Annotated in this window: 19 protein-coding genes; 10 read left to right on the top strand and 9 right to left on the bottom strand. The window is 65.0% G+C overall.

The window, feature by feature from the left end; translation table 11 throughout:
• Window positions 1-191: 191 nt before the first annotated feature.
• From M3G14_RS11555 to recR, 5 genes are all read left to right on the top strand, one after another.
• Window positions 192-1,472, top strand: coding sequence for an aminotransferase class I/II-fold pyridoxal phosphate-dependent enzyme (locus tag M3G14_RS11555; RefSeq protein WP_259926682.1), 1,281 nt, complete (start codon window positions 192-194; stop codon window positions 1,470-1,472).
• Window positions 1,462-2,004 carry a hypothetical protein gene (locus M3G14_RS11550; protein ID WP_259926681.1) on the top strand — a complete coding sequence of 181 codons (543 nt, stop codon included), beginning with the start codon at window positions 1,462-1,464 and terminating at the stop codon, window positions 2,002-2,004. Before M3G14_RS11555 ends, M3G14_RS11550 begins: the two co-directional genes overlap by 11 nt.
• Before the next feature lie 11 nt (window positions 2,005-2,015).
• Complete coding sequence (locus M3G14_RS11545; protein ID WP_259926680.1) at window positions 2,016-4,166, top strand: DNA polymerase III subunit gamma and tau; 2,151 nt, start codon at window positions 2,016-2,018, stop codon at window positions 4,164-4,166.
• A gap of 107 nt (window positions 4,167-4,273) precedes the next feature.
• Window positions 4,274-4,660 carry a YbaB/EbfC family nucleoid-associated protein gene (locus M3G14_RS11540; RefSeq protein ID WP_070762783.1) on the top strand — a complete coding sequence of 129 codons (387 nt, stop codon included), beginning with the start codon at window positions 4,274-4,276 and terminating at the stop codon, window positions 4,658-4,660.
• A 76-nt stretch (window positions 4,661-4,736) separates the two neighbouring features.
• Window positions 4,737-5,363 carry a recombination mediator RecR gene (recR, locus tag M3G14_RS11535; RefSeq protein ID WP_259926679.1) on the top strand — a complete coding sequence of 209 codons (627 nt, stop codon included), beginning with the start codon at window positions 4,737-4,739 and terminating at the stop codon, window positions 5,361-5,363.
• 3 nt (window positions 5,364-5,366) lie between these two features.
• Here the strand turns inward: recR and M3G14_RS11530 are convergent, their stop codons facing one another.
• The 6 genes from M3G14_RS11530 to M3G14_RS11505 all read right to left on the bottom strand — a co-directional run bounded on the left by M3G14_RS11530 (window position 5,367) and on the right by M3G14_RS11505 (window position 12,705).
• Window positions 5,367-6,068, bottom strand: coding sequence for a type 1 glutamine amidotransferase (locus M3G14_RS11530; RefSeq protein WP_259926678.1), 702 nt, complete (start codon window positions 6,066-6,068; stop codon window positions 5,367-5,369).
• Complete coding sequence (locus M3G14_RS11525; RefSeq protein ID WP_259926677.1) at window positions 6,061-7,338, bottom strand: MurT ligase domain-containing protein; 1,278 nt, start codon at window positions 7,336-7,338, stop codon at window positions 6,061-6,063. The genes M3G14_RS11530 and M3G14_RS11525 overlap by 8 nt, the downstream gene beginning before the upstream one ends.
• Window positions 7,339-7,348: 10 nt before the next feature.
• A complete protein-coding gene (locus M3G14_RS11520) occupies window positions 7,349-8,359 on the bottom strand; it encodes a DNA polymerase III subunit epsilon (protein WP_259926676.1) in 1,011 nt (336 codons plus the stop codon).
• A gap of 10 nt (window positions 8,360-8,369) precedes the next feature.
• Window positions 8,370-9,464 carry a hypothetical protein gene (locus tag M3G14_RS11515; protein WP_259926675.1) on the bottom strand — a complete coding sequence of 365 codons (1,095 nt, stop codon included), beginning with the start codon at window positions 9,462-9,464 and terminating at the stop codon, window positions 8,370-8,372.
• A 347-nt stretch (window positions 9,465-9,811) separates the two neighbouring features.
• Window positions 9,812-11,647, bottom strand: coding sequence for a 2-isopropylmalate synthase (leuA, locus tag M3G14_RS11510; protein ID WP_259926674.1), 1,836 nt, complete (start codon window positions 11,645-11,647; stop codon window positions 9,812-9,814).
• A gap of 206 nt (window positions 11,648-11,853) precedes the next feature.
• Window positions 11,854-12,705 (bottom strand): DMT family transporter, encoded by an 852-nt coding sequence (locus M3G14_RS11505; RefSeq protein ID WP_259926673.1) that lies wholly within the window; start codon window positions 12,703-12,705, stop codon window positions 11,854-11,856.
• Between the two features lie 173 nt (window positions 12,706-12,878).
• On the opposite strand from M3G14_RS11505, the gene M3G14_RS11500 reads away from it, so the two are divergent.
• From M3G14_RS11500 to M3G14_RS11490, 3 genes are all read left to right on the top strand, one after another.
• Window positions 12,879-14,144, top strand: a complete 1,266-nt coding sequence (locus M3G14_RS11500) for an aspartate kinase (protein WP_259926672.1) — start codon at window positions 12,879-12,881, stop codon at window positions 14,142-14,144.
• Window positions 14,145-14,188: 44 nt separating this feature from the next.
• A complete protein-coding gene (locus M3G14_RS11495) occupies window positions 14,189-15,220 on the top strand; it encodes an aspartate-semialdehyde dehydrogenase (RefSeq protein WP_259926671.1) in 1,032 nt (343 codons plus the stop codon).
• Window positions 15,221-15,494: 274 nt separating this feature from the next.
• A complete protein-coding gene (locus tag M3G14_RS11490; RefSeq protein WP_259926670.1) occupies window positions 15,495-15,932 on the top strand; it encodes a hypothetical protein in 438 nt (145 codons plus the stop codon).
• A gap of 64 nt (window positions 15,933-15,996) precedes the next feature.
• Here the strand turns inward: M3G14_RS11490 and M3G14_RS11485 are convergent, their stop codons facing one another.
• From M3G14_RS11485 to M3G14_RS11475, 3 genes are all read right to left on the bottom strand, one after another.
• On the bottom strand, window positions 15,997-17,433 hold the full coding sequence (locus M3G14_RS11485; protein WP_259926669.1) for a hypothetical protein: 1,437 nt from the start codon (window positions 17,431-17,433) through the stop codon (window positions 15,997-15,999).
• Window positions 17,434-17,564: 131 nt separating this feature from the next.
• Window positions 17,565-19,064 carry a hypothetical protein gene (locus tag M3G14_RS11480; protein WP_259926668.1) on the bottom strand — a complete coding sequence of 500 codons (1,500 nt, stop codon included), beginning with the start codon at window positions 19,062-19,064 and terminating at the stop codon, window positions 17,565-17,567.
• A 76-nt stretch (window positions 19,065-19,140) separates the two neighbouring features.
• Window positions 19,141-19,701, bottom strand: a complete 561-nt coding sequence (locus tag M3G14_RS11475; protein WP_259926667.1) for an RNA polymerase sigma factor — start codon at window positions 19,699-19,701, stop codon at window positions 19,141-19,143.
• An 82-nt stretch (window positions 19,702-19,783) separates the two neighbouring features.
• On the opposite strand from M3G14_RS11475, the gene M3G14_RS11470 reads away from it, so the two are divergent.
• Together M3G14_RS11470 and M3G14_RS11465 are read left to right on the top strand one after the other, a co-directional pair.
• Window positions 19,784-21,349, top strand: a complete 1,566-nt coding sequence (locus tag M3G14_RS11470) for a catalase (protein WP_259926666.1) — start codon at window positions 19,784-19,786, stop codon at window positions 21,347-21,349.
• A 145-nt stretch (window positions 21,350-21,494) separates the two neighbouring features.
• Window positions 21,495-22,436, top strand: coding sequence for an ABC transporter ATP-binding protein (locus M3G14_RS11465; protein ID WP_259926665.1), 942 nt, complete (start codon window positions 21,495-21,497; stop codon window positions 22,434-22,436).
• Window positions 22,437-22,464 lie beyond the last annotated feature (28 nt).

The following is a 22,464-nucleotide window of genomic DNA, read 5'->3' as shown; positions in this document are numbered from 1 at the left end:
CACATCCTCCGCAGCTGGAAATCCCCTGGATGTCAACGTCCGGGGGATTTTCGTTTTGCCGGGGCCGGGGGTTGAAGGGAGTCTGAGCAGACGAGTTTCTCGGGGCCTCCTGCGGTGTCGGCGTGCGTGAAAACGGTAAGATCGCGGGCAAAACGTTATCGCCGACCCACGATTGGATGCGTGAATCGCACATGGCACACACGCCGCTGTCCGAGCTCTCCCAGGAGCAGCTTGCTGAACTAGCAAAAGACGTCCGCGAGCAGTACGCGGCGCTGCAGGCGAAGGGGCTGAAGCTGGACCTGACGCGCGGTAAGCCGTCGGCCGAGCAGCTGGACTTTGCTAACGAGCTGCTCGACCTGCCGGGCAAGGGCAACTACACGGACAGCAATGGCGCGGACGTGCGCAACTACGGCGGGGCGATGGGCATCCCGGACATCCGCAACCTGTGGGCCGAAGTGCTCGGCGTGGATCCGTCGCTGGTGATCGCGGGCGATGCTTCCTCGCTGAACATCATGTTTGACCTGGTGTCCTACTCCTACGCGTTCGGCAACAACGATTCGCCGCGCCCGTGGAAGGACGAGGAAAAGCTGAAGTGGATCTGCCCTGTGCCGGGCTACGACCGCCACTTCGCCATCACTGAGCTCTTCGGCTTCGAGCTGCTGACCGTGCCCATGGGCGAGGGCGGCCCGGACATGGATGCAGTCGAGGAGCTCGCGAAGGACCCGCAGGTCAAGGGCATGTGGACGGTGCCGACCTTTAGCAACCCCACAGGCACCGTGTACTCGCGCGAGACCATCGATCGCCTGGCGCAGATGGACACTGGCGCGCCGGACTTCCGCATCGTGTGGGATAACGCCTACGCCGTCCACACGCTGACCGACGAGTTCCCGGAAAACCCGGACGTGCTGAAGATCGCCGCGGCGGCAGGCAACCCGAACCGTTTCTGGTACATGAGCTCGACCTCCAAGATCACCCACGCGGGCTCGGGTGTCGCCTTCTTCGCTTCCTCAGCCGAGAACCTGGCCTGGTACACAAAGATCGCCGGGGTGCGCGGGATCGGCCCGAACAAGGTCAACCAGCTCGCTCACGCCCGTTACTTCCACGACGCGGAAGGCGTGCGCATGGTGATGCGTAAGCACGCCGGCTCGCTCGCTCCGAAGTTCGAGGCGGTCGAGCGCGCGCTCGAGGAGCGCCTCGGCGGCTACGACATCGCGACCTGGACTCAGCCCGAGGGCGGCTACTTCGTCTCCCTCGACGTACCGGAGGGCACCGCCACCCGCGTGTGGCAGCTGGCCAAGGAGGCGGGCATCAACCTCACGCAGGCCGGCTCGCCCTTCCCGCTGCACGACGATCCGCAGGACCGCACTCTGCGCCTGGCTCCCTCGATGCCACCGCTGGACGAGGTCGCTGAGGCCATGGACGGCGTCGCGCTTTGCGTCCTGCTCGCCGCGATCGAGCAGCGTGAGGCCTAACCAGGCCGCCGAGTGGCTCGGCTCCTTCTTTCCCGCTGGGCCCTCGCTTATCGACGCCCCACCAGCCCCCTTCCCAGCCCTTGCCGCCCAAGGAATCGCCGCCACCTGCGGCTTCTCCGAGGTGGATACCGGGCTCGCCCTCGAGGGGGACATGGCGACGGACGTGCGTTGCGAGCTGGTGGTGCGCGGAGGCGTCGAGAAGCAACTGCTCGGTGCCGCCCTGGGTGCGGCGGCGACGATGCTGCTCGAGCTCGGCGTGCCCGCGCAGCCCGGGGTGGGGCTGGAAAACGTGCTCGATCGGGTGGAGCTGCCGCAAGGTGTGAGCGTGCGGCACGGGTATTTGCGCGAGCCGCGCCTGTTTGACCAGGGCACGCCGCTGGTGCGGGAGTCCGAGCGCGTAACCCTGCTGCTGGAGCTGGCGCTCCTCACTGACGACGAGTTCGCCATCGCTACCGGGCAAGGCGAGGCCGTGCTCGAACGGCGGATGCGGCGCAGGGGAGCGGCTATGGCCGACTGGCACCGCGATGCCTAGACTTAGACGGCGTGGCTCTCTACCGGAAATATCGTCCCGCGACCTTTGGTGAAGTGATCGGCCAAGAACAGGTCACCGTCCCGCTCTCGACCGCCCTGGACAACGGGCGCATCAACCACGCCTACCTGTTTTCCGGGCCGCGCGGCTGCGGCAAGACCTCGTCCGCGCGCATCCTCGCGCGCTCGCTGAACTGCGTGGAGGGGCCGACCTCGACGCCGTGTGGGAAGTGCGAGTCCTGCCGTTCGCTCGCGCCGGGCGGCTCGGGCAACCTGGATGTGATGGAGCTGGACGCGGCCTCGCACGGCGGCGTCGACGACATGCGTGACCTGCGCGAGCGCGCCATGTTCGCGCCCGCTGAGTCGCGCTACCGCGTCTTCATCATCGACGAGGCGCACATGATTTCCCAGTCCGGTAACAATGCGCTGCTGAAGATTGTGGAGGAGCCGCCGGAGCACCTCATCTTCATCTTCGCCACCACCGAGCCGGAGCGGATGCTCGGCACGATCCGTTCGCGCACCCACAACTATCCCTTCCGCCTGCTCACCCCGCAGGCGATGCGCGAACTGCTCGAGGGCGTGGTGGCCGAAGAGGGTGCCAAGGTGGAGGAGAGCGTCTACCCCCTGATCATCCGCGCAGGCGGCGGGTCGCCGCGCGATACGCTGTCCGTGTTGGATCAGCTGCTCGCCGGCGCCGGCCCCGACGGGCTGACCTACGACCTGGCGCTGCCGCTTTTGGGCGTGACCGACCTCTCGCTTCTCGACGGTGCCATCGACGCCCTCGCCGCACGCGACGCGTCCGCGATCTTCCACACCATCGACAACGTCATCGAGTCCGGCCACGAGCCGCGCCGCTTCGCCCTCGACCTGCTCGACAGGCTGCGGGATTTGCTCGTGGTGCGCACCGTGCCCGATGCCGTTGGGCAAGGGCTTGTCGACGCCCCCGTGGACCGCGCCGACGTCCTGCGCGCCGAAGCCGAGCAGTTCAGCGCCGCGCAGTTGTCCGCCCTGGCCACTGAGGTCAACGACCGCATCGCGGACCTGCGCGGTGCAACCTCCCCGCGCCTGCTGCTCGAGGTGATGATGGCGCACCTGCTCACCCTCGGCGAGCGCGTTGCAGCGCAGTCGAGTACTGAAGCACCTGCTCGTGCTCAATCTGGCGGGGGCGCGGCAGCTGCTGCTGCGGCGGCTGCGGCAGCTGCGGCCGCGGGTCAGGTGCGCAGCAAGTCCACCCCGCCACCGCAGCCGGCTCCGCCTGTGCGGAAGCCCGAGCCCAAGCCCGAGCAGCCCGAGCCCAAGCCCGAGCAGCCCGAGCAGCCTGAGCAGCCTGAACCGGCAGAGCCTCAGCACGCTGAACCTCCACAGCCAGAACAGCCTGCGCAGCCCGAGCAGCCTGCACAGCCAGAACCCACTGAAGCAAGCACTGAAAGCACGGACGTGGACGCGCTCTACGACCGCGTGGTGCGCGACTGGACCGCGCTGCGGCAGTCGGTGGGCGAGCGAAACAAGGTTGCTGAGATCATGCTCACCGAGGCGAAACCGGTTGGGATGGATGGCGACACGCTCGTGATCGGCCACAACACCGGCGCGCTCGCCGAACGCATCAACGCCGAGCGCAACAACGCCGACATCGTGGCGGTGTTTGAAGAAAAGCTTGGCCACCGCCTCGCGGTGCGCTGCGTGGTGGGCACCAGCCCGGAAGCGGCAAACGTGCAGCCGCGGCAGACACCCCGTGCAGAGCAGGTGTGGAACCCGAACAAGGGCGCGGGATCGAACGAGCCCTCGCCCGAGGAGCCTGCGGGGGCCAAACCTGAAACACCTGCAGCACAGCGCCCGAACCCCGGTGCACAAGCCCGTGCCGAGGCCAACGATTGGAAGGCAGCGGCGCAGGCCGCAAGTCGGCAAGCCGCCGAGAAGGCGCAGCGAGAGCGCGACGAGATCCCGCTGCCGCCCGAGCCGATGGACGACGAGCCCGACTACGACCCCTATGCCTCCGGGGCCGCGCCCCTGCCGCAAGACCCGGCGGCCGCGCCTTACACGCGGGAGGAAGAGGAGCGCGACATGGCCGAGCAGGCCATCTCGGAAGAGGGCACGCTCGACCACCGCGATGCGACCGAGGTGGCCATGGAGCTGTTAGCCAAGGAGCTCGGGGCGAAGCCGCTCTAGGGGCGCGTTCGCTGTCAGCAAGCAGGGGCTGTATGGCGCGGGGATGCGGGTACACTAGTGCCTAAACATCGCCCGCGAGGAAACAAAACGTAGAAAGGTTGCTCAATATGACTGAGCCGAATATGCCAACCGACATGCAGGACCTCATCCGCCAGGCAGCGGAGGTCCAGGCGCAGCTGCAGCAGGCCCAGCAGGAACTGCTGGCCGCTGAGGTCACTGGTACCGCCGGTGGCGAGCTGGTGAAGGTCACCATGACCGGTGGCGCGGAGATTACCAACCTGGAGATCAAGCCGGAGGCTGTGGACCCGGAGGACGTCGAGTCCCTGCAGGACCTCATCCTCGCCGCGTACCGCGATGCGCACAACAAGGCAGGTCAGCTCGCGCAGGAGAAGATCGGCCCGCTGACCGGCGGCTCGGGCCTGGGCCAGCAGGGTGGCCCGACCGGTGGCCAGCCCGCAGGGGAGGGCGAGATTCCCTTCGGCGGCATTTTCTAAGACCGCGTAAAGCTCTTATAAGCGCCTGGCCGTGGGCCGGGCGCTTTGGCGTGTAGAGAGTCAAGGAGGCACCGTCATGTTTGAAGGCCCGCTGCAGGACCTTATCGACGAGTTTTCGCGCCTGCCCGGCGTCGGCCCGAAATCAGCCCAGCGCATCGCCTTCCACCTGCTCAAAACCGAGCCGGAGGACATCGACCGGCTGCGCGCAGCGCTGGCCGCAGTGCGCGACGGGGTGACGTTCTGCCGGATCTGCAACAACGTCTCCCGCGAGGAGGTGTGCCGCATCTGCGCTGACTCTGGCCGCGACGCCACCACCGTGTGCGTGGTGGAAGACGCCAAGGACATCCAGGTCATCGAGCGTACCGGCGAGTATGCCGGGCGCTACCACGTGCTCGGCGGGGCGCTCGACCCGCTGGCGAACGTGGGCCCGAAGGACCTGGCGATCGCGCCGCTGCTCAAGCGCATCGGCGGTGTTCTGCCGGACTTGGAGGGGGAGGAGTCCCCGCAGGTCAGCGAGGTAATCCTGGCGACCGACCCGGACACCGAGGGTGAGGCGACTGCCTCCTACCTGGTGCGCCTGCTCAAGGACTTCCCGGAGCTGACGATCTCTCGCCTGGCTTCCGGCATGCCGCTGGGCGGGGACTTGGAGTTTGTCGACGAGCTCACGCTCTCGCGCGCGCTCAGCGGCCGGCTGAAGCTCTAAGCGCTACTTCAGCCGCTCGGCGCGCAGCTTGTCCACCACGTCCAGCTTCAGCGGTGCGAGCTCGGCCGGGTCCACGCCGAGGGCGCGTGCGAGCAGCAGGTCCGCCAGCTCCGGGTTGCGGGCGAGTACGGGCCCGTGCATGTAGGTGGCAATCACGCTGCCCTGGACGACGCCCTCTGCCGTGCCGTCCAGGTTGCCCACGCCGCGGGTGACGCGCCCGAGCGGCTGGGCGTCGGGGCCGAGCACAGTGCCGCCCATGTGGTTTTCAAACCCAGTCAGCGCAGCGCTTAGCGGCGCTTGTGGGGTGGTGGTGACTTCCCCGATGGCGCGGGAGGAAAGGGGGGTTGTGGTGGCGTCGAGAAGCGAGATGCCCTTGACCTCGCGGCCGCCGGCGTTGAAGGAGTGGCCGAGCACCTGTAGGCCGGCGCAGATCGCCAGGATTGGGGTGGCCTTGTCGGCGGCGCGCTGCAGGCCGGGCGAGGCGTTCAGGCGCTCTGCGGCGAGGATCTGGGCGGAGTCCTCGCCGCCGCCGAGGGCGTAGACGTCGCAGTCGTCGGTGATCTCGTCGGTGAGCAGGAAAGGTCGGATCTCGGCGTCGAAGCCGCGCATGCGGGCGCGCTGGCGCAGTACGAGCGCGTTGCCATCGTCGCCGTAGGTGCCCAAAACGTCCGGCAGAATCAGCCCGATTGTCAGTTGCTTAGCCACGGTAATCCTCCTGCTTCGCCATGTCCCGCTTCAGGTCGCGGAACGCGGTGTAGTTCGCCAGCACCTCCACGCGGCCCGGCGGGCACGCGCGGATGGCCTTGACCACGTCGTGGACCAGCTCGTGTTCGATGCCCGCGTACAGCAGGCGCACCGCCAGGTCCGTGCCGCGCTCGCCGGCGGCCTTGACTGCGATGCCGTCGAAGTCCTCGAACTTCACGTCCCACAGCCAGGACACGTCCGCGCCGTCGCCCTGCTGGGCGTTGACGGCGATGACCACGCCATCCGCGTCGCGGTCCAGCATGGTCAGGGCCTCCTGCCAGCCGGCCGGGTTCTTGGCCAGCAGCAGTCGCACCTCGTGATCGCCGAGGTGGACTGTGGCGTAGCGGCCCGCGACGTTGTCCACACTTTCCACGGCGCGCACCGCTTTATCCAGGGGCACACCGTAGGCCTCGACCGCGGCCGCGACGGCCTGCGCGGCGTTGCCCCGGTTGGCGCGCCCGGGCAGGGTCAGGTGCAGTGGGACTTCGCCGTGCGGGGTGGTCAGGCTGTGCTTATCCACGGCGTAGGTCGGCTCGGGGCGGCGAAACTCGGTGCCATCCGCGAGTTTTTCGGTGGCGTACCAGTCGCCGTCCGGCGTGCGTACCACCGAGCCCGCGCCGCGCGGGTTGGTCACCGAATCGTTGACCCAGCCCGCACCAGCGGAAACCCACACCACGTTCGGGTGGCCCCAGGCCACCGACGTCATGAGCACGTCGTCGCAGTTGGCGACGACCGTCATCTCCGGGTGGGCCTCGACGCAGGCGCGCAGGGCGCGCTCGATTTTATTGATCTCGCCGACGCGGTCGAGCTGGTCGCGTGAGAGGTTGAGCAGCACGAGCGCGCTCGGGTTGAGGCTGTCGGCCACGTGCGGCACGTGTAGCTCGTCGACTTCCAGGGCGATATGGCTCGCATCGGTGCCAGCCATGAGCGCGGAGATGATGCCGGCGTCCATGTTGTCGCCGCCCTCGTTGGTGGCCACGGTGTGGGTCGTGCGCAGCGCCTGCACCAGCATGCGCGTCGTGGTGGACTTGCCGTTCGTGCCGGTGACCAGCACCGCAGGCCGACCGCGGCCCAACCCGTCCATAATGTTGGGATCGATCGCGCCGGCGACCAGGCCGCCGATCATGCCGCCGGCACCGCGGCCGGTGGCGCGCGAGGCGGCGGTAGCAAGCGTTGCTGCTGCTAGCGCAGTTTTTGTGCGGATGCGGCTGAAGCGTCCTCTCGGATTCATGCGCTCTACGTTAGTCCACGTGTGCGCCAGAACCCATCTCCTCCACGGCCTGCAAAAACTCCTCGCCGGTCAGGATCGGGATGTCCTTGCGGTGCCCGTGCATCGCCTTGCCACGCAGCTCGGCTCCCTTCGCCAGGGCATCGGAGACCACCACGGAGCTTTCGCGGCCGAGCTTTTCGGTGTAGGTCAGGCCTGCGCGCACGGCGGCGTCGATAAGCGTGTCCGGCTCGAGCGTCACGTCGTCGGTGACCACGACAACCATGCCCTTCTTCAGGCCGGATTCCGGGGTGTACTTGCCCGGGTTATCTGCGGCTGCGCCCGCGTTCTCCGCGTCGACTCGCACGGTGGAGCGCTGCAAACCGAAGCGGTCGGGCGTGAGCTCGTCTGGGGCCCGGCCATTGACCTCGCCGTGCTCGCGCAGCTGCAAAAACATCGCCACCAGCTTCAGCGTCTGCTCGCGGGAGAGCTCATCCTCCGGGCGGTTCGCGCGCTCGACGGAGGCGACCGGGGACTCGGAGGCCACGCCGATGAGGTCGGCGACAGCGTTGATGCGCAGGTCAGTGGGGATCTCGCCGTGGCGACGCGCCACCGCGAGCAGATCCACGATCTCCGTCGGGCGCGGCACATGCCCTACGCGCTGGCGGCGCCGCCCATTGCGCTTCTTCCGCGAGCGGTTCGCGCGTGCGGCGGCGCTCATCGCGCGGCGCGCCTCGCTGACGAGAAAGCCCCAGGTGGTGGGGGCGTCGAAGGTGACGAGTACGCGGTCGTCGAGAAGCTTGTCCAGCGTCTTCAAAAACCGGCTGAAGCGTGGCGACTGCGCGACCTCGTGTGCGTTGAGCCCGTGCGTGTGGCGGGGGCCCGGGTCGCAGCCGGGGTTGATCACGGTGTGGAATTCCTCGCCCACGCGCCCGCCATCGTCAAAGGTCACGGCATCGATGGTGAGGATCCGCCCGGTCGACGGGTGGATGCCCGTCGTCTGCGCGTACAGCGCGACATAAGGGTAGGGCTCATTCGATGTCATTGTTCAGAGTCTAGCGGGGCGCGGTCTGCGCTTCCGCGACGGTCTGGTCTACCGCAGGGGCGAGCATCGCGCTGTTCTCGCCCACCCACTGCGAGGAAATAGCGATCACGCCGGCGACAATCAAGACGATCAGGATGGCCCCCGCAGTCAGACAGGCCGGGTGCAGGGCCTTCTTCATCTGCGCGGCTTTGTCTTCCTCGTCTTCCTGCTCCGCGGGCGTGTCCGGGGTCGACTCCGCGGCGAGTGCCGCAGCGGCAGCGTCATCGTCCGCCTTAAACTGCGGGCTGGGGGTGGCCACCGGCTGCGCGACGGAAATCTCCGCTGCTTCCTCTTCCGGGGCTTCCGCAGCACCGGCGGGTACGAGCTCCGGGAGGCGTTCAGCCTCTGCCAGCGGCAGGAAGGGAATCGGAGAGAGTGCCTGTGGAGCACCGAGTTCCTGCGCGCCGCCGAGATTCACAGTCAGCTCCGCGCCCTGTGCCGTGGGGGCGTGGTAGCCGCGAGTCACCAGGACCAGGCCGCGTCGCTCGAAATTGCGCAGGGTTGGGGTGAGCTCTGAAGCGGTGCGGCTATCCAGACGCCCGACCCCCTCGTTGCCCAGGGAAGCGATGATGTCCCCGGCCTCGTCGAACCCGAGGCGTACAAGCAGGCTCATGCGGGTATCAACGTCCCGCTCGGCGGCGTCCGGGTAGTACAGGACCGTCCGTGGGTCGCCGTCCTGAACCAAAGCCCACGGCTCCGATGGTGGCTCGTTTGCTGGGATGCACAGGCCTGGGTGGGGGAGGCGAAGGTGTAAGGCAACGTCGCCGTCGTCAAGCTTTGTGGCCTGGGCCGTGACCTCAGGGGTCAGCCCCGCGGCCGTTATGTGCGCGAGCTCCGGGTACTCCAGGGCCTCGGCTTCCGGCAGGGTGCCGAGGATACGGTCGCGGTGTGCGACGTGGAAGCCCAGGTCTTCTCCGTGCTGGAGAAGCGTGACCTGAATGTCGGCGGTTTCTGCACCAGCGCCCTCCAACAGTTGGCGCACGAGTGCTGCATCCACGTCAACAGTGGGAATGCTGCGCACTGCGCCGAGTCCGTGGTCTGGAACCACGTAGTTGGGGGTCCGCATGGTTGGATGTTGCCTTACTCTTCGCGTTGAAACTTTCGTTGATGCGATTTGTGTGCCAAAAAGTTGCTTTTTCCAGCAACTTCTGGGCTGTATGTGTTCAAGTATAGGTGTCGACATTCTCCCCGCGAAGTGCGCGCGAGGAGAAGTGTTGAACAATCGCTCAAGGCATGAGTTCTACCTGCGCGAATTGGCAAAACCATAAAAAGTTTCTGAGTGATTCAGGTTACATCAGGGGTTTTGCCTGCATAGACCGTGTAAGAAGTGCGGGAAACAAACTTAGGCAAACACCATTGCCCCAACCACCCCCTGAATGGGGTAATTGGGGCCGGTTGTGCGCTTAACGACGCCTAGACGCCGCCGGTCTTACCCTCGGTCAGACCACGGTTGACCGCCGAGGTAATCGCCTTGAGCGAGGCGCGCGTGGTCGAGCCTGCGATGCCCACACCCCAGGCCGAAGTGCCGTCCACATCCGCGTAGATGTAGCAGGTGGCATCCGCGTCGTCGCCGGCGGTGCGGGAGCGCTGCGAGTAGTCCTGCACCTCGAAGTCGATCCCCAACGACTCCAGTGCGTTGGCAAAGGCCGCGATCGGGCCGTTGCCAGTGCCGTGGATCTCTTGGCGCTCACCCCGGTACTCCACGGTGACCTGCACCGCCGTGTCGTCGTCCTTGGATACCGCGCCAGTGACCTCGTAGTCCACCAGCTCCAGCGGGGTATCCAAGTCCAGGTACGTGCCGGCGAAGATGTCCCACATATTCTTCGAGTTGACCTCGCCGCCCTCAGTATCTGTGATGGACTGCACGATGGCGGAGAACTCGGGCTGCATCGCCTTCGGCATGTTGATGCCGTGGTCGGTCTTCATGATGTAGGCCACGCCGCCCTTGCCGGACTGCGAGTTGACGCGAATGACCGCCTCGTAGGTGCGGCCCACGTCCTTCGGGTCGATCGGCAGGTAGGGCACCTCCCAGGTCGTCTCCCGCAGCTCCTCCCAGGACACATCGTTGGACGAGGCGTTGGGGCGCACGCGCTGTGCGAGCGCGTCCAGGCCCTTGTTGATCGCATCCTGGTGGGAACCGGAAAACGCGGTGAAGACCAGGTCGCCGCCGTAAGGGTGACGCTCCGGCACGCGCAACTGGTTGCAGTACTCCACCGTCTGGCGGATCTTATTGATGTCAGAAAAGTCGATCTGCGGATCCACGCCCTGCGTCAGCATGTTCAGTCCCAAGGTGACCAGGTCGACGTTGCCTGTGCGCTCGCCGTTGCCGAACAGGCATCCCTCGATCCGGTCGGCGCCGGCCAGGTAACCCAGCTCGGCAGCGGCGATACCTTCGCCGCGGTCATTGTGCGGGTGCAGTGACAGGATGATCGACTCACGGTGCGCCAAGTTGCGGTGCATCCACTCGATGGAGTCGGCGTAGACGTTCGGGCTGATCATCTCCACCGTAGACGGCAGGTTGATGATGATCGGATCCGCCGGCGTGGGCTCGATGACGTCAACGACCGCGTCGCAGACCTCCTTGGCAAACTCCAGCTCGGTGCCCGTGTAGGACTCCGGTGAGTACTGCCAGCGCCAGTTGGTATCCGGGTAGTCCTCCGCGATGGTCTTGATCAGCTCTGCCGCGTCGGTGGCCAGCTTCTTGATCGCCGGGCGATCCTTGCGGAAGACCACCTCGCGCTGCAGCTTCGAGGTGGAATTGTAGAAGTGCACGATGACGTTCTTCGCACCCTCGCAGGCCTCGAAGGTGCGGCGGATCAAGTGCTCGCGGGCCTGTACCAGGACCTGGATGGTCACGTCGTCCGGGATCATGTCCTTCTCGATGATCTCGCGCACAAAGTCGAAGTCCGTCTGGCTCGCGGAAGGGAAACCGACCTCGATTTCCTTGTAGCCCATCTCTACCAGCAGATTGAACATGCGGCGCTTGCGCTCCGGGCTCATCGGATCAACCAGCGCCTGGTTGCCGTCGCGCAGGTCCACTGCGCACCACTGTGGGGCGACCGTAATCTTCTTGTCCGGCCAGGTGCGATCCGGCAGCTGAATGTCTTCGACCTCTTCGGCGAAGCTTAAGTAACGGTCCACCGGCATTTGCGAACCGCGCTGCTTATTCCACGCGGGCTGACCCTCGTTCTTCGGGCCGTCCGGGGTGCGGATCTCGCGGGGGACAAAAAATTCGTCTGCGTTGCTCATTGGGCTTCCTTCCACGTTGGGAGTGTATTCGGTGTGGTATCCACGGCCGGCAAGCACAAACTCCGCGACGGGGTGCCGGCCGTGTTAGTGCGTGGCCTGATTCCCGCCGCGGCGTAGAAGGAGTAGCCGCCGATGTGACATGCCCTACATCTTACATAGTGGCACGCTCGTGTCACGCGTATCACACATTTATATGCACGAAGTGACTAACGGATGCTGACTCGGGTAACCATCGCGGCACTGCACAGCATGCCCGCGATGAGCGCCGCCATGGCCGTCCACCCCAGGAATCCGGTCAGGGCAAACTTTTCGCCCAAAAGTACAAGCCCCAAGCTCAAAGCCACGAGCGGCTCGACTACCTTCATCGCTGGCAGCGTGGTGGCCAGCTTCCCGGCCCCGAACGCGTACTGCTGCACCACGGTGCCCAACACGGCAGAGACGAGCATCGCCCAGAACTGCCAAGTCCCCAGGATTCCCGCTACACCGCCGCGGACGTAGGCGTCGACCGCGACCTTGGAAAAGACGGCGAGGTAGCCGAAGATTGCCCCGCACAGGATGCCAAAAGAGAGGCTTTGAAAGGCGGCTGAGCGAGTGCGGGAGCACGCGAACGTCGCAAAGAGCCCGACAAGCCCGAGTCCGACGGCGAACATCCACTCCCAGGTCAGCGGCGTGCGCTCGCCGGGCGAGGGGCGACCGACGACCACCACAATTCCCACGAACGCCGTGAGTAGGACCGACCAAAACGTGGTGGCGGTGGACAAGGGGCGGTGCTCGACGCGCGCGGACAACAACAGGGTGAGCATGAGCGAGAGTACCAGGACCGGCTGCACCACAAGGAGGGAGCCGAAGGCGAGTGCGGCGGCCTGGAACCCGTAGGCGGCCAGCGCGAGAGCGAGGGAGAACCACCAGGCAGGGCGCTTCAGTGAACGCAGCGGTGACTCGTTGACTTCCCCTTGTTTGCGGCCGGCGCGCAGGATTTGGTGCCGCCACACGGTGCCCACCGCGATCAGAAGCGCGGACGTGAACGCAAAGCCGATCGCGAGGAAGTTGTTGTGCACACAGAATGATATTAGTGCGATACCTCGTATCGCGGTTTTTCGCCCGCTATTGTTGGTTAACGGACCTGGATCCACTTTTCTTAGAGCACTGAGCACTAGGCACTGAGCACTAGGCACTAGAGGAACACAAAAGGTCGGCAAGATTTCGGCCGCAACGGAAGGCGTAGACACTCATGGCATTGATCGTGCAGAAGTACGGAGGCTCATCCCTCGAAAGCGCGGAGCGAATTCGCGCCGTCGCTGAGCGCATCGTTGCCACGAAGAAGGCTGGAAATGATGTGGTGGTGGTCTGTTCCGCGATGGGTGATACCACCGACGACTTGTTGGACCTGGCTGCACAGGTGAACCCGACCCCACCCGCGCGCGAGATGGACATGCTGTTGACCGCCGGCGAGCGCATCTCGAACTCGCTGGTGGCGATGGCGGTGGCCTCCCACGGCGTGGACGTGCAGTCGTTTACTGGTTCGCAGGCGGGCGTGATTACTACTGAGCGCCACGGCAACGCGCGCATTATCGATGTCACCCCGGGCCGTGTGCAGGAGGCCGTCGATGCGGGCAAGGTCGCCATCGTCGCCGGCTTCCAGGGCGTGAACCGGGATACGCGCGACATCACCACGCTGGGCCGCGGTGGCTCCGACACCACTGCGGTGGCGCTTGCAGCAGCGATGAAGGCCGATGAGTGCGAGATTTACTCGGATGTGGACGGTGTCTACACCGCGGATCCGCGCATTGTGTCTGACGCGCGCAAACTGGACAAGCTCTGCTTCGAGGAGATGCTGGAGCTGGCCGCATCGGGGTCGAAGATCCTGGTATTGCGCAGTGTGGAATACGCTCGCGCGTTCAATGTGCCTATGCGAGTTCGCTCGTCTTACAGTAACGACACCGGCACGCTGGTTGCCGGAGCATTGGAGGATATCCCCATGGAAGAAGCAGTCCTGTCCGGAGTGGCTACCGACGATACGGAGGCGAAGATCACCGTCCTGGGTATCCCTGACACCCCGGGTGAGGCGGCAAAGCTCTTCCGCGCGCTGGCAGACGCGGAGCTCAACATCGATATGGTCCTGCAGAATATCTCCACCTTGGAGGAGAAGAAGACGGACATCACCTTCACGCTGCCCATCCCGGATCGTCCGCGCGGCATGGAGCTTTTGGCCAAGCTGCAGGAGAGCGAAGGCTGGGGCGACGTGATCTACAACGACAGCGTGGGCAAAGTGTCCCTGGTCGGTGCCGGCATGAAGTCGCACCCGGGCGTGACAGCAGACTTCACCGAGGCGCTGCGCGACGCGGGCGTCAACATCGAGATGATCACCACCTCGGAGATCCGCATCACCGCTGTCGTGCGCCAGGAGGACCTGGCTGACGCCGCACGCGCGATCCACGACCGCTTTGACCTCGGTGGCGACGAGCCAGCCGTCGTGTACGCCGGCACCGGGCGCTAAGCCACGCGATCACATACTCAACGTTATTCAAGGAGCTGTTCTCAATGACCACCATCGCTATCGTCGGAGCCACCGGGCAGGTCGGGCGCGTCATGCGCTCGGTTTTGGCGGAGCGGGATTTCCCTGCGGACACCGTCCGCTTCTTCGCCTCCCCGCGCTCCGCGGGCAAGAAGTTGGACTACCGCGGCACCGAGGTAGAAGTGGAGGATCTGACCAAGGTCACCGAGGACAGCGTCAAAGACATCGACATCGCCCTGTTTTCGGCGGGCGGTGCCACCTCGAAGCAGTGGGCCCCGGTCTTCGCCGCAGCTGGCGTGACCGTGGTGGATAACTCCTCCGCGTGGCGCAAGGACCCGGAGGTCCCGCTGATTGTCTCCGAGGTCAACCCGGAGGCTGCAAAGGAGCTACCGAAGGGCATCATTGCCAACCCGAACTGCACCACCATGGCGATCATGCCGGTGGTCAAGGCGCTGCACGACGCAGCCGGGGTCACGACGATGCGCGTAGCCTCTTACCAGGCGGTTTCCGGGTCCGGCCTGGCGGGCGTCGAGGCGCTCGCGGGCCAGGTCGCGGAGCTCGGCGATCGCAACACGGAGCTGACCACCGACGGTTCCGTCCTCGCGCCGGAGGACTTCGGCCCGTACGTCGCGCCGATCGCCTACAACGCACTGCCGATGGCGGGCAACCTGGTCGACGACGGTACGGAGGAGACCGACGAGGAGCAGAAGCTGCGCAACGAGTCGCGCAAGATCCTCGGCATCCCTGAGCTTCGGGTCGCGGGCACCTGCGTGCGGATCCCGGTGTTCACCGGCCACACCATGGTGGTCCACGCGGAGTTTGCCAAGCCGATCACGCCCGATGAGGCCCGAGCAGTGCTTGCCGACGCCCCCGGCGTCGCCGTCGTCGACGTGCCCACCCCGCTCGCTGCGGCCGGCAAGGACGATTCGCTGGTGGGACGCATCCGCCAGGATCAGGTTGTCGAGGACAATCGCGGCCTGGTCTTCGTGGTTTCCGGCGATAACCTGCGCAAGGGCGCGGCGCTGAACACGATTCAGATCGCGGAGCTTCTGGTCTAGGTCACGGGCCGGGCGCCGAAAGGTTACGGTTTGATAAAAGAACTTGCCCTTCCCTGAGATTTGGCCAAATATGGAAGCCATGAGTTTTACACGCCGATATTCGCCTGCCCATTTGGTGGCACGCAGCACTGTCGGCGCTCTACTCGCGGGGGTATGCGTGGCAGCGCCGGGGGCGTTGGCTGCCACCGATACTGGGGATTGGGCGGACGCCACAATCTCACCCGGCCAGACGCTGATCCTGGTGACAGCGGAAGGCAGTGGAGCGTCGCTACGCATGAGTGCCTCTGACGCCTCAACCCTGCCCGCGGGCTGGAGCGTGATCTCCCGACCGGACGGGTTGCGCATGTCCGCACCGACGCGCGCGGAGGAGGGGGAGTTCGCTACCGTGCAAGTCACTGAGCGGGGCGACGTCGTAGACGAGATTCGGGTCTCGCTTGCCCCGCGCAGCGTGGCCTCCTCGAAGAAGTCCACCGCTACTTCCACCGTCGCACGCGTTGTGGAGTCCGTCGCCGAGCCGACGATGCGTACTGCCGAACAGCGGCATGTCGCGCAGACCCCCGAATCGACGCCGAGCAGCGACGTGCCGGCACCCGCGTCGGCGACTCCGGAGCCACCGCGGCCGAGCCCGGAGCAAGCGTCGGTGGATTCTTCCGGCTCCGGCTGGTTCAGTGGTCTAGTTGACCGGGTGAACACCTTCTTCGGGCGCAGCTAGCGCGCACGTGCACATAAAAAATGGCCCGCCATGATGGCGGGCCATTTTTGCGTGTCCGGGAAGACTAGAGGCGGGTACTGCCCTCTTCGTCGGGCTCCTCGCCTGAGGCTGCCTCCTCGGCCTCCTCGGCGGCGATCATGTCGTCGACCGTGGTGTCGTTCCACGGCTCATCCGGGTTCTTTTCGTATTCCTCCTTGGACTGCGGCTCCGTGTAGGAGACGTAGACGAGCTCGCCCTCCGGGTCTTCGGGGTCGTACTCGATCTCTTCGTCGTCCAAGAGCTCTTCATTGACTTCTTCCTCGAGCGCATCGACGAACTCGTCCTCGTCAATGACGGACTTGGAAATCAGGTAATCCAGCTCCTTTTCGTCGTTCTTGGTAAAGCGCTCGCGCGGGTCCAGCTTGAGGTGCATCAGCTCGAGCGCGCGGCGGCGACGCTTGCCCTCCTTGTGCAGTTTCTGCGCGCCGCGCAGCCACGCGGCAGAGACCACGACGATGAGCAGGATACCCAGGTAGCCGAGCACCGGGTAGACGTAGGCAACCAAGTTCTTGAAGCCGACAAAGGACAGGACGAAGCCGACCAGGCAAGTCGCGGTGAAGATGATGCGGTACTTGTCCTCGCGGCCGCGCGACAGGCGCTTGCCCAGAGCATAGAACATGCCGAGCGCGGTGGCGAAGATCATGCCGAAGACCACGATCGCCATGATGAGGCCAAGTGTCGGGTTGATCTCATTGATCAAGGTGAGCATCGGCATGTCCTCGCCGGCGACCACGTCAATCTTGACCATCAGCGCGGTGGCCAGCAGCATCAGCATGACGAGGTAGCCGATGCCACCCATCAGCCCGCCGAGGCCGGCGGCGCGGGTATCGAGGTAGTTGCCGCCGATGACCAGCGCCATGGAGACCACGCACATCACGTTCAGGCCCGTGTAGTTCAGCGCCGCGATCCACCAGTTGGGCAGGGTGGAGTCCACCTGCTCGGTGGCCAGGTTGATGGCCTGCCAATCGAGGTCTGCCGTGACCAGGGTGTAGGTGCAGCCGAAGATGACGAACGCGAGCAGGAAGGGGGTGAGCGAGCCGATCGCGGCGGTCACCTTATCCACGTCCAGCATGCCGAAGCCCACGACCAGCGCCAGCATGAGCACCGCGCCGATCCAGATGGGGATGCCGAACTGCTGGTTCAGGTTCGAGCCCGCACCGGCGAACATGACAAAGCCGATGGAGAACAGGGTGGTGATCGTGGCGATATCGAGCACCCACGACACGATCTTGCCGGAAATATTGCCCAGCACCTCCATGTGCTCCTCGGCCTGGAAGTAGGACCCGAGCTGGAGGATGGACACACCGGCGATGATCATCAGCACGGAGCCTAAGATCGCGCCGTAAATGCCTTCGGTGCCGAAGGATGAGAAATATTGCAGCGCCTCCTGGCCGGACGCGAAGCCCGCGCCCACCACAACGCCGATGAAGGCGAAGGAGATACCTATTGCGTTTTTAAGCATGAAATCTTTCCGTAAGAAATCAAAGTGTTCAGAGAAACCTCTGCAATAGTATCGTGAATTCGCCCTAAAGCCAGTTCGGCCGACTGCTCAACGCTGGAGCAATCGGCCATACACTGGGAAGACGTGTGTCGCTAACGGTTGGTTACGATCGTGCTGCCACCGCTGCTTTCCGTGCCAGGCTCCTCTTCCTCGATATCCTCATCCGTCTCGCCGAGGGCGGTGGAGACGTCGCGCTCATCCTCGTCGTCGGCCCACTGGTCAGCGAAGTCCTCGTCGCTGGGGTTGTCCTTCCACGGCTCGTCCGGGTTCTTGGCGTAGTCGTCTTTGGACTGCGGGTCCGTGTAGGAGACGTAGACTACGTCGCCATCTCGGTCTTCGGGGTCGTATTCGACCTCGTCGTCGTCGACAAGCTCTTGCCCAACCTCTTCCTCGAGGGAGGCCTCGAGCTCTTCGCTGTCCACGACGGAGGCCTCGATGATGTAGTCCAGCTCGCGCTGCTCGTTCTTGCTGATGCGCTCGCGGGGGTCGAGCTTCAGGCGCATGAGCTCGCGAGCGCGGCGGCGGCGCTTGCCCTCCTTGCGCAGCTTCTGCGAGCCGCGCAGCCAGGCCACGGCGAGGACGAAGATGAGCAGGATGCCCAGGTAGCCCAGAATCGGGTACACCACGGAGACCAGTTGCTTGAAGCCGACGAAGGAGAGGGCGAAGCCGATCAGGCAGGTTGTGATGAAGATTGGACGGAAGCGGCCCTCGTGGCCGCGGGCGAGGCGCTTACCCAGAGCGAAGAACATGCCGAGCGCGGTGGCGAAGATCATGCCGAAGATCACGAGCGACATGATCAGGCCGAGCGTCGGGTTGACGTTGGTGATCAGGGTGAGCATGGGCATGTCGTCGCCGGCGATGTCGCCGACGGCAGCGAGCAGGCCGCAGGACAGCAGAAGCAGCATGACCAGGTAGCCCAGCCCGCCGAGGAGGCCACCGAGGCCCGCGGCGCGGGTATCGAGGTAGTTACCGCCGATGACCAGGGCCATGGAGGCGACGCAGATGGCGTTCAGTCCGGTGTAGTTGAGCGAGGAGATCCACCAGTTCGGCAGGGTCGTGGAGACCTCCTGTGCCTGCGCGTTGAGCTGCGACCAGTCGAGGTCGCTGGTTGCCAAGGTCCAGATGCAGCCGAAGATGACGAAGAAGAGTAGCAGCGGTGTGATCGCGCCCACGGCGGCGGTGACCTTGTCTACGTCCATCAAACCGACGAGCAGCACGAGCGCGAGCATGAGCGTCGCACCGATCCATACCGGGATGCCGAACTGTTGGTTGAGGTTCGCCCCGGCGCCGGCGTACATGACGAAGCCGATGGAGAACAGGGTGGTGATGGTGGCGAGGTCCAGAATCCAGGACATGATCTTGCTGGAGACGTTGCCCAGCACCTCCATGTGCTCCTGCGCTTGGAAGTAGGAGCCGAGCTGGAGGATCGAGACTCCGGCGATGAGCATGAGCGCGGAGCTTAACACCGCGCCCCAGATGCCCTGGGTGCCGAAGGCGATGAAGTATTGCATGGTTTCTTGGCCCGAGGCGAAACCGGCGCCGACGAGGACGCCAATGAACGCAAGGGAGATGCCGATGGCATTTTTGAGCATGATGTGCTCACTACTTTCCGTCTCTGCGGGGTGTTCTCACACTTTCCAGGGGATAAGTTTAGTCGAACTTCGCGCTTTAGTGTGATTGGGTATTGCCTTCGGGGGTCTCGTGAATAAGATCACGTCTCGCGCGGGCGACTCGGGAGCGGATGGTGCCCACGCGCACCCCGGCGATCGCGGCCGCCTCCTCGTAGGTGTAGCCCAGGACTTGGGTGAGCACGAGGGCTTCGCGGCGTTCGGGGCGTAGGCCGTCGAGAAGCATGCGGGCGTCGATGACCTCTGACCAGGCGTTTGGGTCGTCGGGACTCGGCTCTTGCGCGGCGACGTCGTCGTACTCGGCGGCCGATTTACGCGGCCGCGCCATGTCGTGGCGCACCGAGTCGATCCAGGCGCGGCGTGCGAGCGAAAGCAGCCACGTGCGTGCCGAGGAGCGGGCCTTGAAGCGCGGCAGCGCGCCGAGCACCCGCAAGTAGGTTTCTTGGGTGAGGTCGTCGGCGTGCTCAGCGCCGGCAAGGTGCGCGAGCAGGCGCCACACGTCGTCTTGTGTCGCGGCAATAAATTGGGTCAGCGCAGCCTTGTCACCGCGCCCGGCTTTCAGCGCGAGTTCGGTGACGTAGTCGTCGTTAGGGCTGCTCACGAATGTTTAGGCTACCAGCGCGCGCGAAAATCCCTAGGCTGGGCGGCGTACGTGCCATCAATCGCGATGCAAGGAGTTAGCAATGGCTGAGAAGAGCAAGGCAGAAGAAATTGTTGCCCGCGGCGAGCGCCCCGCAGGCAAAGACCGCACCACCCTGCTGAGTGGTCAGCCGGTCGCCTCGGAGAATATTTCGGTCACCCAGGGTCGCCAGGGGGCCAATGTGCTTAACGACGTCCACCTGATCGAAAAGCTGGCCCACTTCAACAGGGAGAACGTCCCGGAGCGTATTCCGCACGCGAAGGGCCACGGCGCCTTCGGCGAGCTGCACATTACCGAGGACGTATCCAAGTACACCAAGGCCAAGCTGTTCCAGCCCGGCACCGTCACCCCGATGGCGGCGCGTTTCTCCACCGTCGCGGGCGAGGCCGGCTCCCCGGACACCTGGCGCGACGTGCACGGGTTCGCGCTGCGCTTTTACACCGAGGACGGCAACTACGACATCGTGGGCAACAACACCCCGACGTTCTTCCTGCGAGACGGGATCAAGTTCGCCGACTTCATCCACTCCCAGAAGCGCCAGCCCAACTCGGGCCTGCGCGACGATGAGATGCAGTGGGACTTCTGGACCCGCACACCGGAGTCCGCGCACCAGGTGACCTACCTGTTGGGCGACCGCGGCACCCCGAAGACCTCGCGCCACCAGGACGGTTTCGGTTCCCACACCTTCCAGTGGATCAACGAGGAGGGCACCCCGGTGTGGGTGAAGTACCACTTCAAGACCCGCCAGGGCTGGGAGTGCTTCACCGACGAGGAGGCCACCGAGAAGGCTGGCACCGACCCGGATTTCCAGCGCGAGGATCTCTTCAACGCGATCGCCGAGGGCGACTACCCGGTCTGGGACGTCAAGGTGCAGATCATGCCGTTCGAGGAGGCGAAGGATTACCGCTTTAACCCCTTCGACCTGACCAAGACCTGGTCGCAGAAGGACTACCCGCTGATCGACGTCGGCTACTTCGTGCTCAACCGCAACCCGAAGAACTTCCACGCCCAGATCGAGCAGCTCGCGCTCGACCCGGCCAACCTGGTCCCGGGCGTGGGTCTGTCGCCCGACCGCATGCTGCAGGCCCGCGTGTTCGCCTACTCGGACCAGCAGCGCTACCGTATCGGCACGAACTACAAGGACCTGCCGGTCAACCGCCCGCTCAACCAGGTGAACACCTACGCCGAGCGCGGCAGCATGGCGTACTTCTTCAACGAGGAGAACGAGCCGAACTACGTGCCGAACCGCTCGGAGAAGGGCGCCGGCTATTTGGACAATGGAGAGGATTCCTCTTCCAACTTCACCGATTACGGCCAGGCGGAGAATCTCTACGTCAACCCGGACCCGGAGGGCACCGACCTGGTGCGCGAGGCCTACGTCAAGCACGCTGAGGACGACGACTTCGGCCAGGCGGGCACGCTCTACCGCGACGTCTTCGACGACGGCGAGAAGGAGCGCTTCGTCCACAACATCACGAACAAGATGCTGGCGATTAAGAACAAGGACGTCGAAGAGCGCGTCTACGCCTACTGGGGCAAGGTCGACGCGGACCTGGAGACCAAGGTCCGCGAGTCCCTGGCGGCAAAGCGCGCCGAGCAGGAGAAGTAACGCCTTACTCGCTGCGTAAACCTGCGTAAGCCACTGCCCGTGAGAGTCCGCGGCCGCGGACTCTCACGGGCAGTGGCTTTTGTCATGCGCATTTGGTGACAAACGCTTCTACCAGCCGGGATGCCTTCTCGGCAGGCTAGAAGCCATGGAAAACGCCATCGAAGTACGAAATCTACAACGCCGTTACGGCGAGTTCACCGCAGTCGACGGCATCAGCCTCCACGTCGCGCGCGGCGAGGCATACGGGCTGCTCGGCACCAACGGCGCGGGCAAAACGTCCACACTGGAAATCCTGGAGGGGCTTGCGCTCCCTACCTCAGGAGAGGCGCGCGTGTTGGGGACGGACCCCGTGGCAGACCGCGCGCGGGTGCGCCCGCACACGGGCATCATGCTGCAGTCCGGTGGGCTGCCGCGTGCGCTGTCCGTCGATGAAACGCTGAAGATGTGGGCAGGCACGTGCACTTCGCCGCTGCCTATCGACGGCGTGCTGGCGGACGTGCAGCTCACGCATAAGCGCGACGTGAAGGTCGGCGCGCTGTCCGGCGGCGAGCAACGCCGCCTCGACCTTGCTTGCGCGCTGCTGGGAAGCCCGGACGTGGTGTTTCTGGACGAGCCGACGACCGGGCTGGATCCCGAGTCTCGACGCCGCGTGTGGGAGCTTCTGCGCGAGTTGAAAAGCCGCGGGGTCACCATCGTGTTGACCACGCATTACCTGGAGGAGGCAGAGTTTCTCTGCGACCGCATCGCGATCATGCACGGCGGCCGTATCGAAGTCGAGGGCACGACGGTGGAGCTGGCGAACACCGTGCCGTCCACGATCACGTTCGTACTGCGTAGTGCAACGGCACCTGTGCTCCCAACACTGCCCGGCGCGCTCGTGCACAGCAACGAGACCTCTGATGGCACGCGGTTGTCGGTCCACACTTCCCGGCTGCAGGACGACGCCTTCGCGGTCCTGCAATGGGCGCACGAACAGGGCGTGGAGCTTTCCCAATTTGCGGCGCAGTCCGCGAACTTAGCGCGCGTCTTCCACGGCATCGCAGAAGCGAAGAATACCCACATCACCCGAAAGGACGAAGCAGCATGAGCGCCACCACGATGCATCCCACGAATCA

This window comes from Corynebacterium sp. p3-SID1056 (genome assembly GCF_025152525.1).
Taxonomy (GTDB): domain Bacteria; phylum Actinomycetota; class Actinomycetes; order Mycobacteriales; family Mycobacteriaceae; genus Corynebacterium.
This window is presented reverse-complemented; position numbering and strand designations above follow the sequence as displayed.

What these genes read in the sequence shown, in the direction of transcription:
- M3G14_RS11555 (WP_259926682.1), top strand. Translation starts at nt 192, where the DNA reads ATGGCACACACGCCGCTGTCCGAGCTCTCCCAGGAGCAGCTTGCTGAA.
- M3G14_RS11540 (WP_070762783.1), top strand. Translation starts at nt 4,274, where the DNA reads ATGACTGAGCCGAATATGCCAACCGACATGCAGGACCTCATCCGCCAG.
- recR (WP_259926679.1), top strand. Translation starts at nt 4,737, where the DNA reads ATGTTTGAAGGCCCGCTGCAGGACCTTATCGACGAGTTTTCGCGCCTG.
- M3G14_RS11525 (WP_259926677.1), bottom strand. Translation starts at nt 7,338, where the DNA reads ATGAATCCGAGAGGACGCTTCAGCCGCATCCGCACAAAAACTGCGCTA.
- M3G14_RS11520 (WP_259926676.1), bottom strand. Translation starts at nt 8,359, where the DNA reads ATGACATCGAATGAGCCCTACCCTTATGTCGCGCTGTACGCGCAGACG.
- M3G14_RS11515 (WP_259926675.1), bottom strand. Translation starts at nt 9,464, where the DNA reads ATGCGGACCCCCAACTACGTGGTTCCAGACCACGGACTCGGCGCAGTG.
- leuA (WP_259926674.1), bottom strand. Translation starts at nt 11,647, where the DNA reads ATGAGCAACGCAGACGAATTTTTTGTCCCCCGCGAGATCCGCACCCCG.
- M3G14_RS11500 (WP_259926672.1), top strand. Translation starts at nt 12,879, where the DNA reads ATGGCATTGATCGTGCAGAAGTACGGAGGCTCATCCCTCGAAAGCGCG.
- M3G14_RS11495 (WP_259926671.1), top strand. Translation starts at nt 14,189, where the DNA reads ATGACCACCATCGCTATCGTCGGAGCCACCGGGCAGGTCGGGCGCGTC.
- M3G14_RS11490 (WP_259926670.1), top strand. Translation starts at nt 15,495, where the DNA reads ATGAGTGCCTCTGACGCCTCAACCCTGCCCGCGGGCTGGAGCGTGATC.
- M3G14_RS11485 (WP_259926669.1), bottom strand. Translation starts at nt 17,433, where the DNA reads ATGCTTAAAAACGCAATAGGTATCTCCTTCGCCTTCATCGGCGTTGTG.
- M3G14_RS11480 (WP_259926668.1), bottom strand. Translation starts at nt 19,064, where the DNA reads ATGCTCAAAAATGCCATCGGCATCTCCCTTGCGTTCATTGGCGTCCTC.
- M3G14_RS11470 (WP_259926666.1), top strand. Translation starts at nt 19,784, where the DNA reads ATGGCTGAGAAGAGCAAGGCAGAAGAAATTGTTGCCCGCGGCGAGCGC.
- M3G14_RS11465 (WP_259926665.1), top strand. Translation starts at nt 21,495, where the DNA reads ATGGAAAACGCCATCGAAGTACGAAATCTACAACGCCGTTACGGCGAG.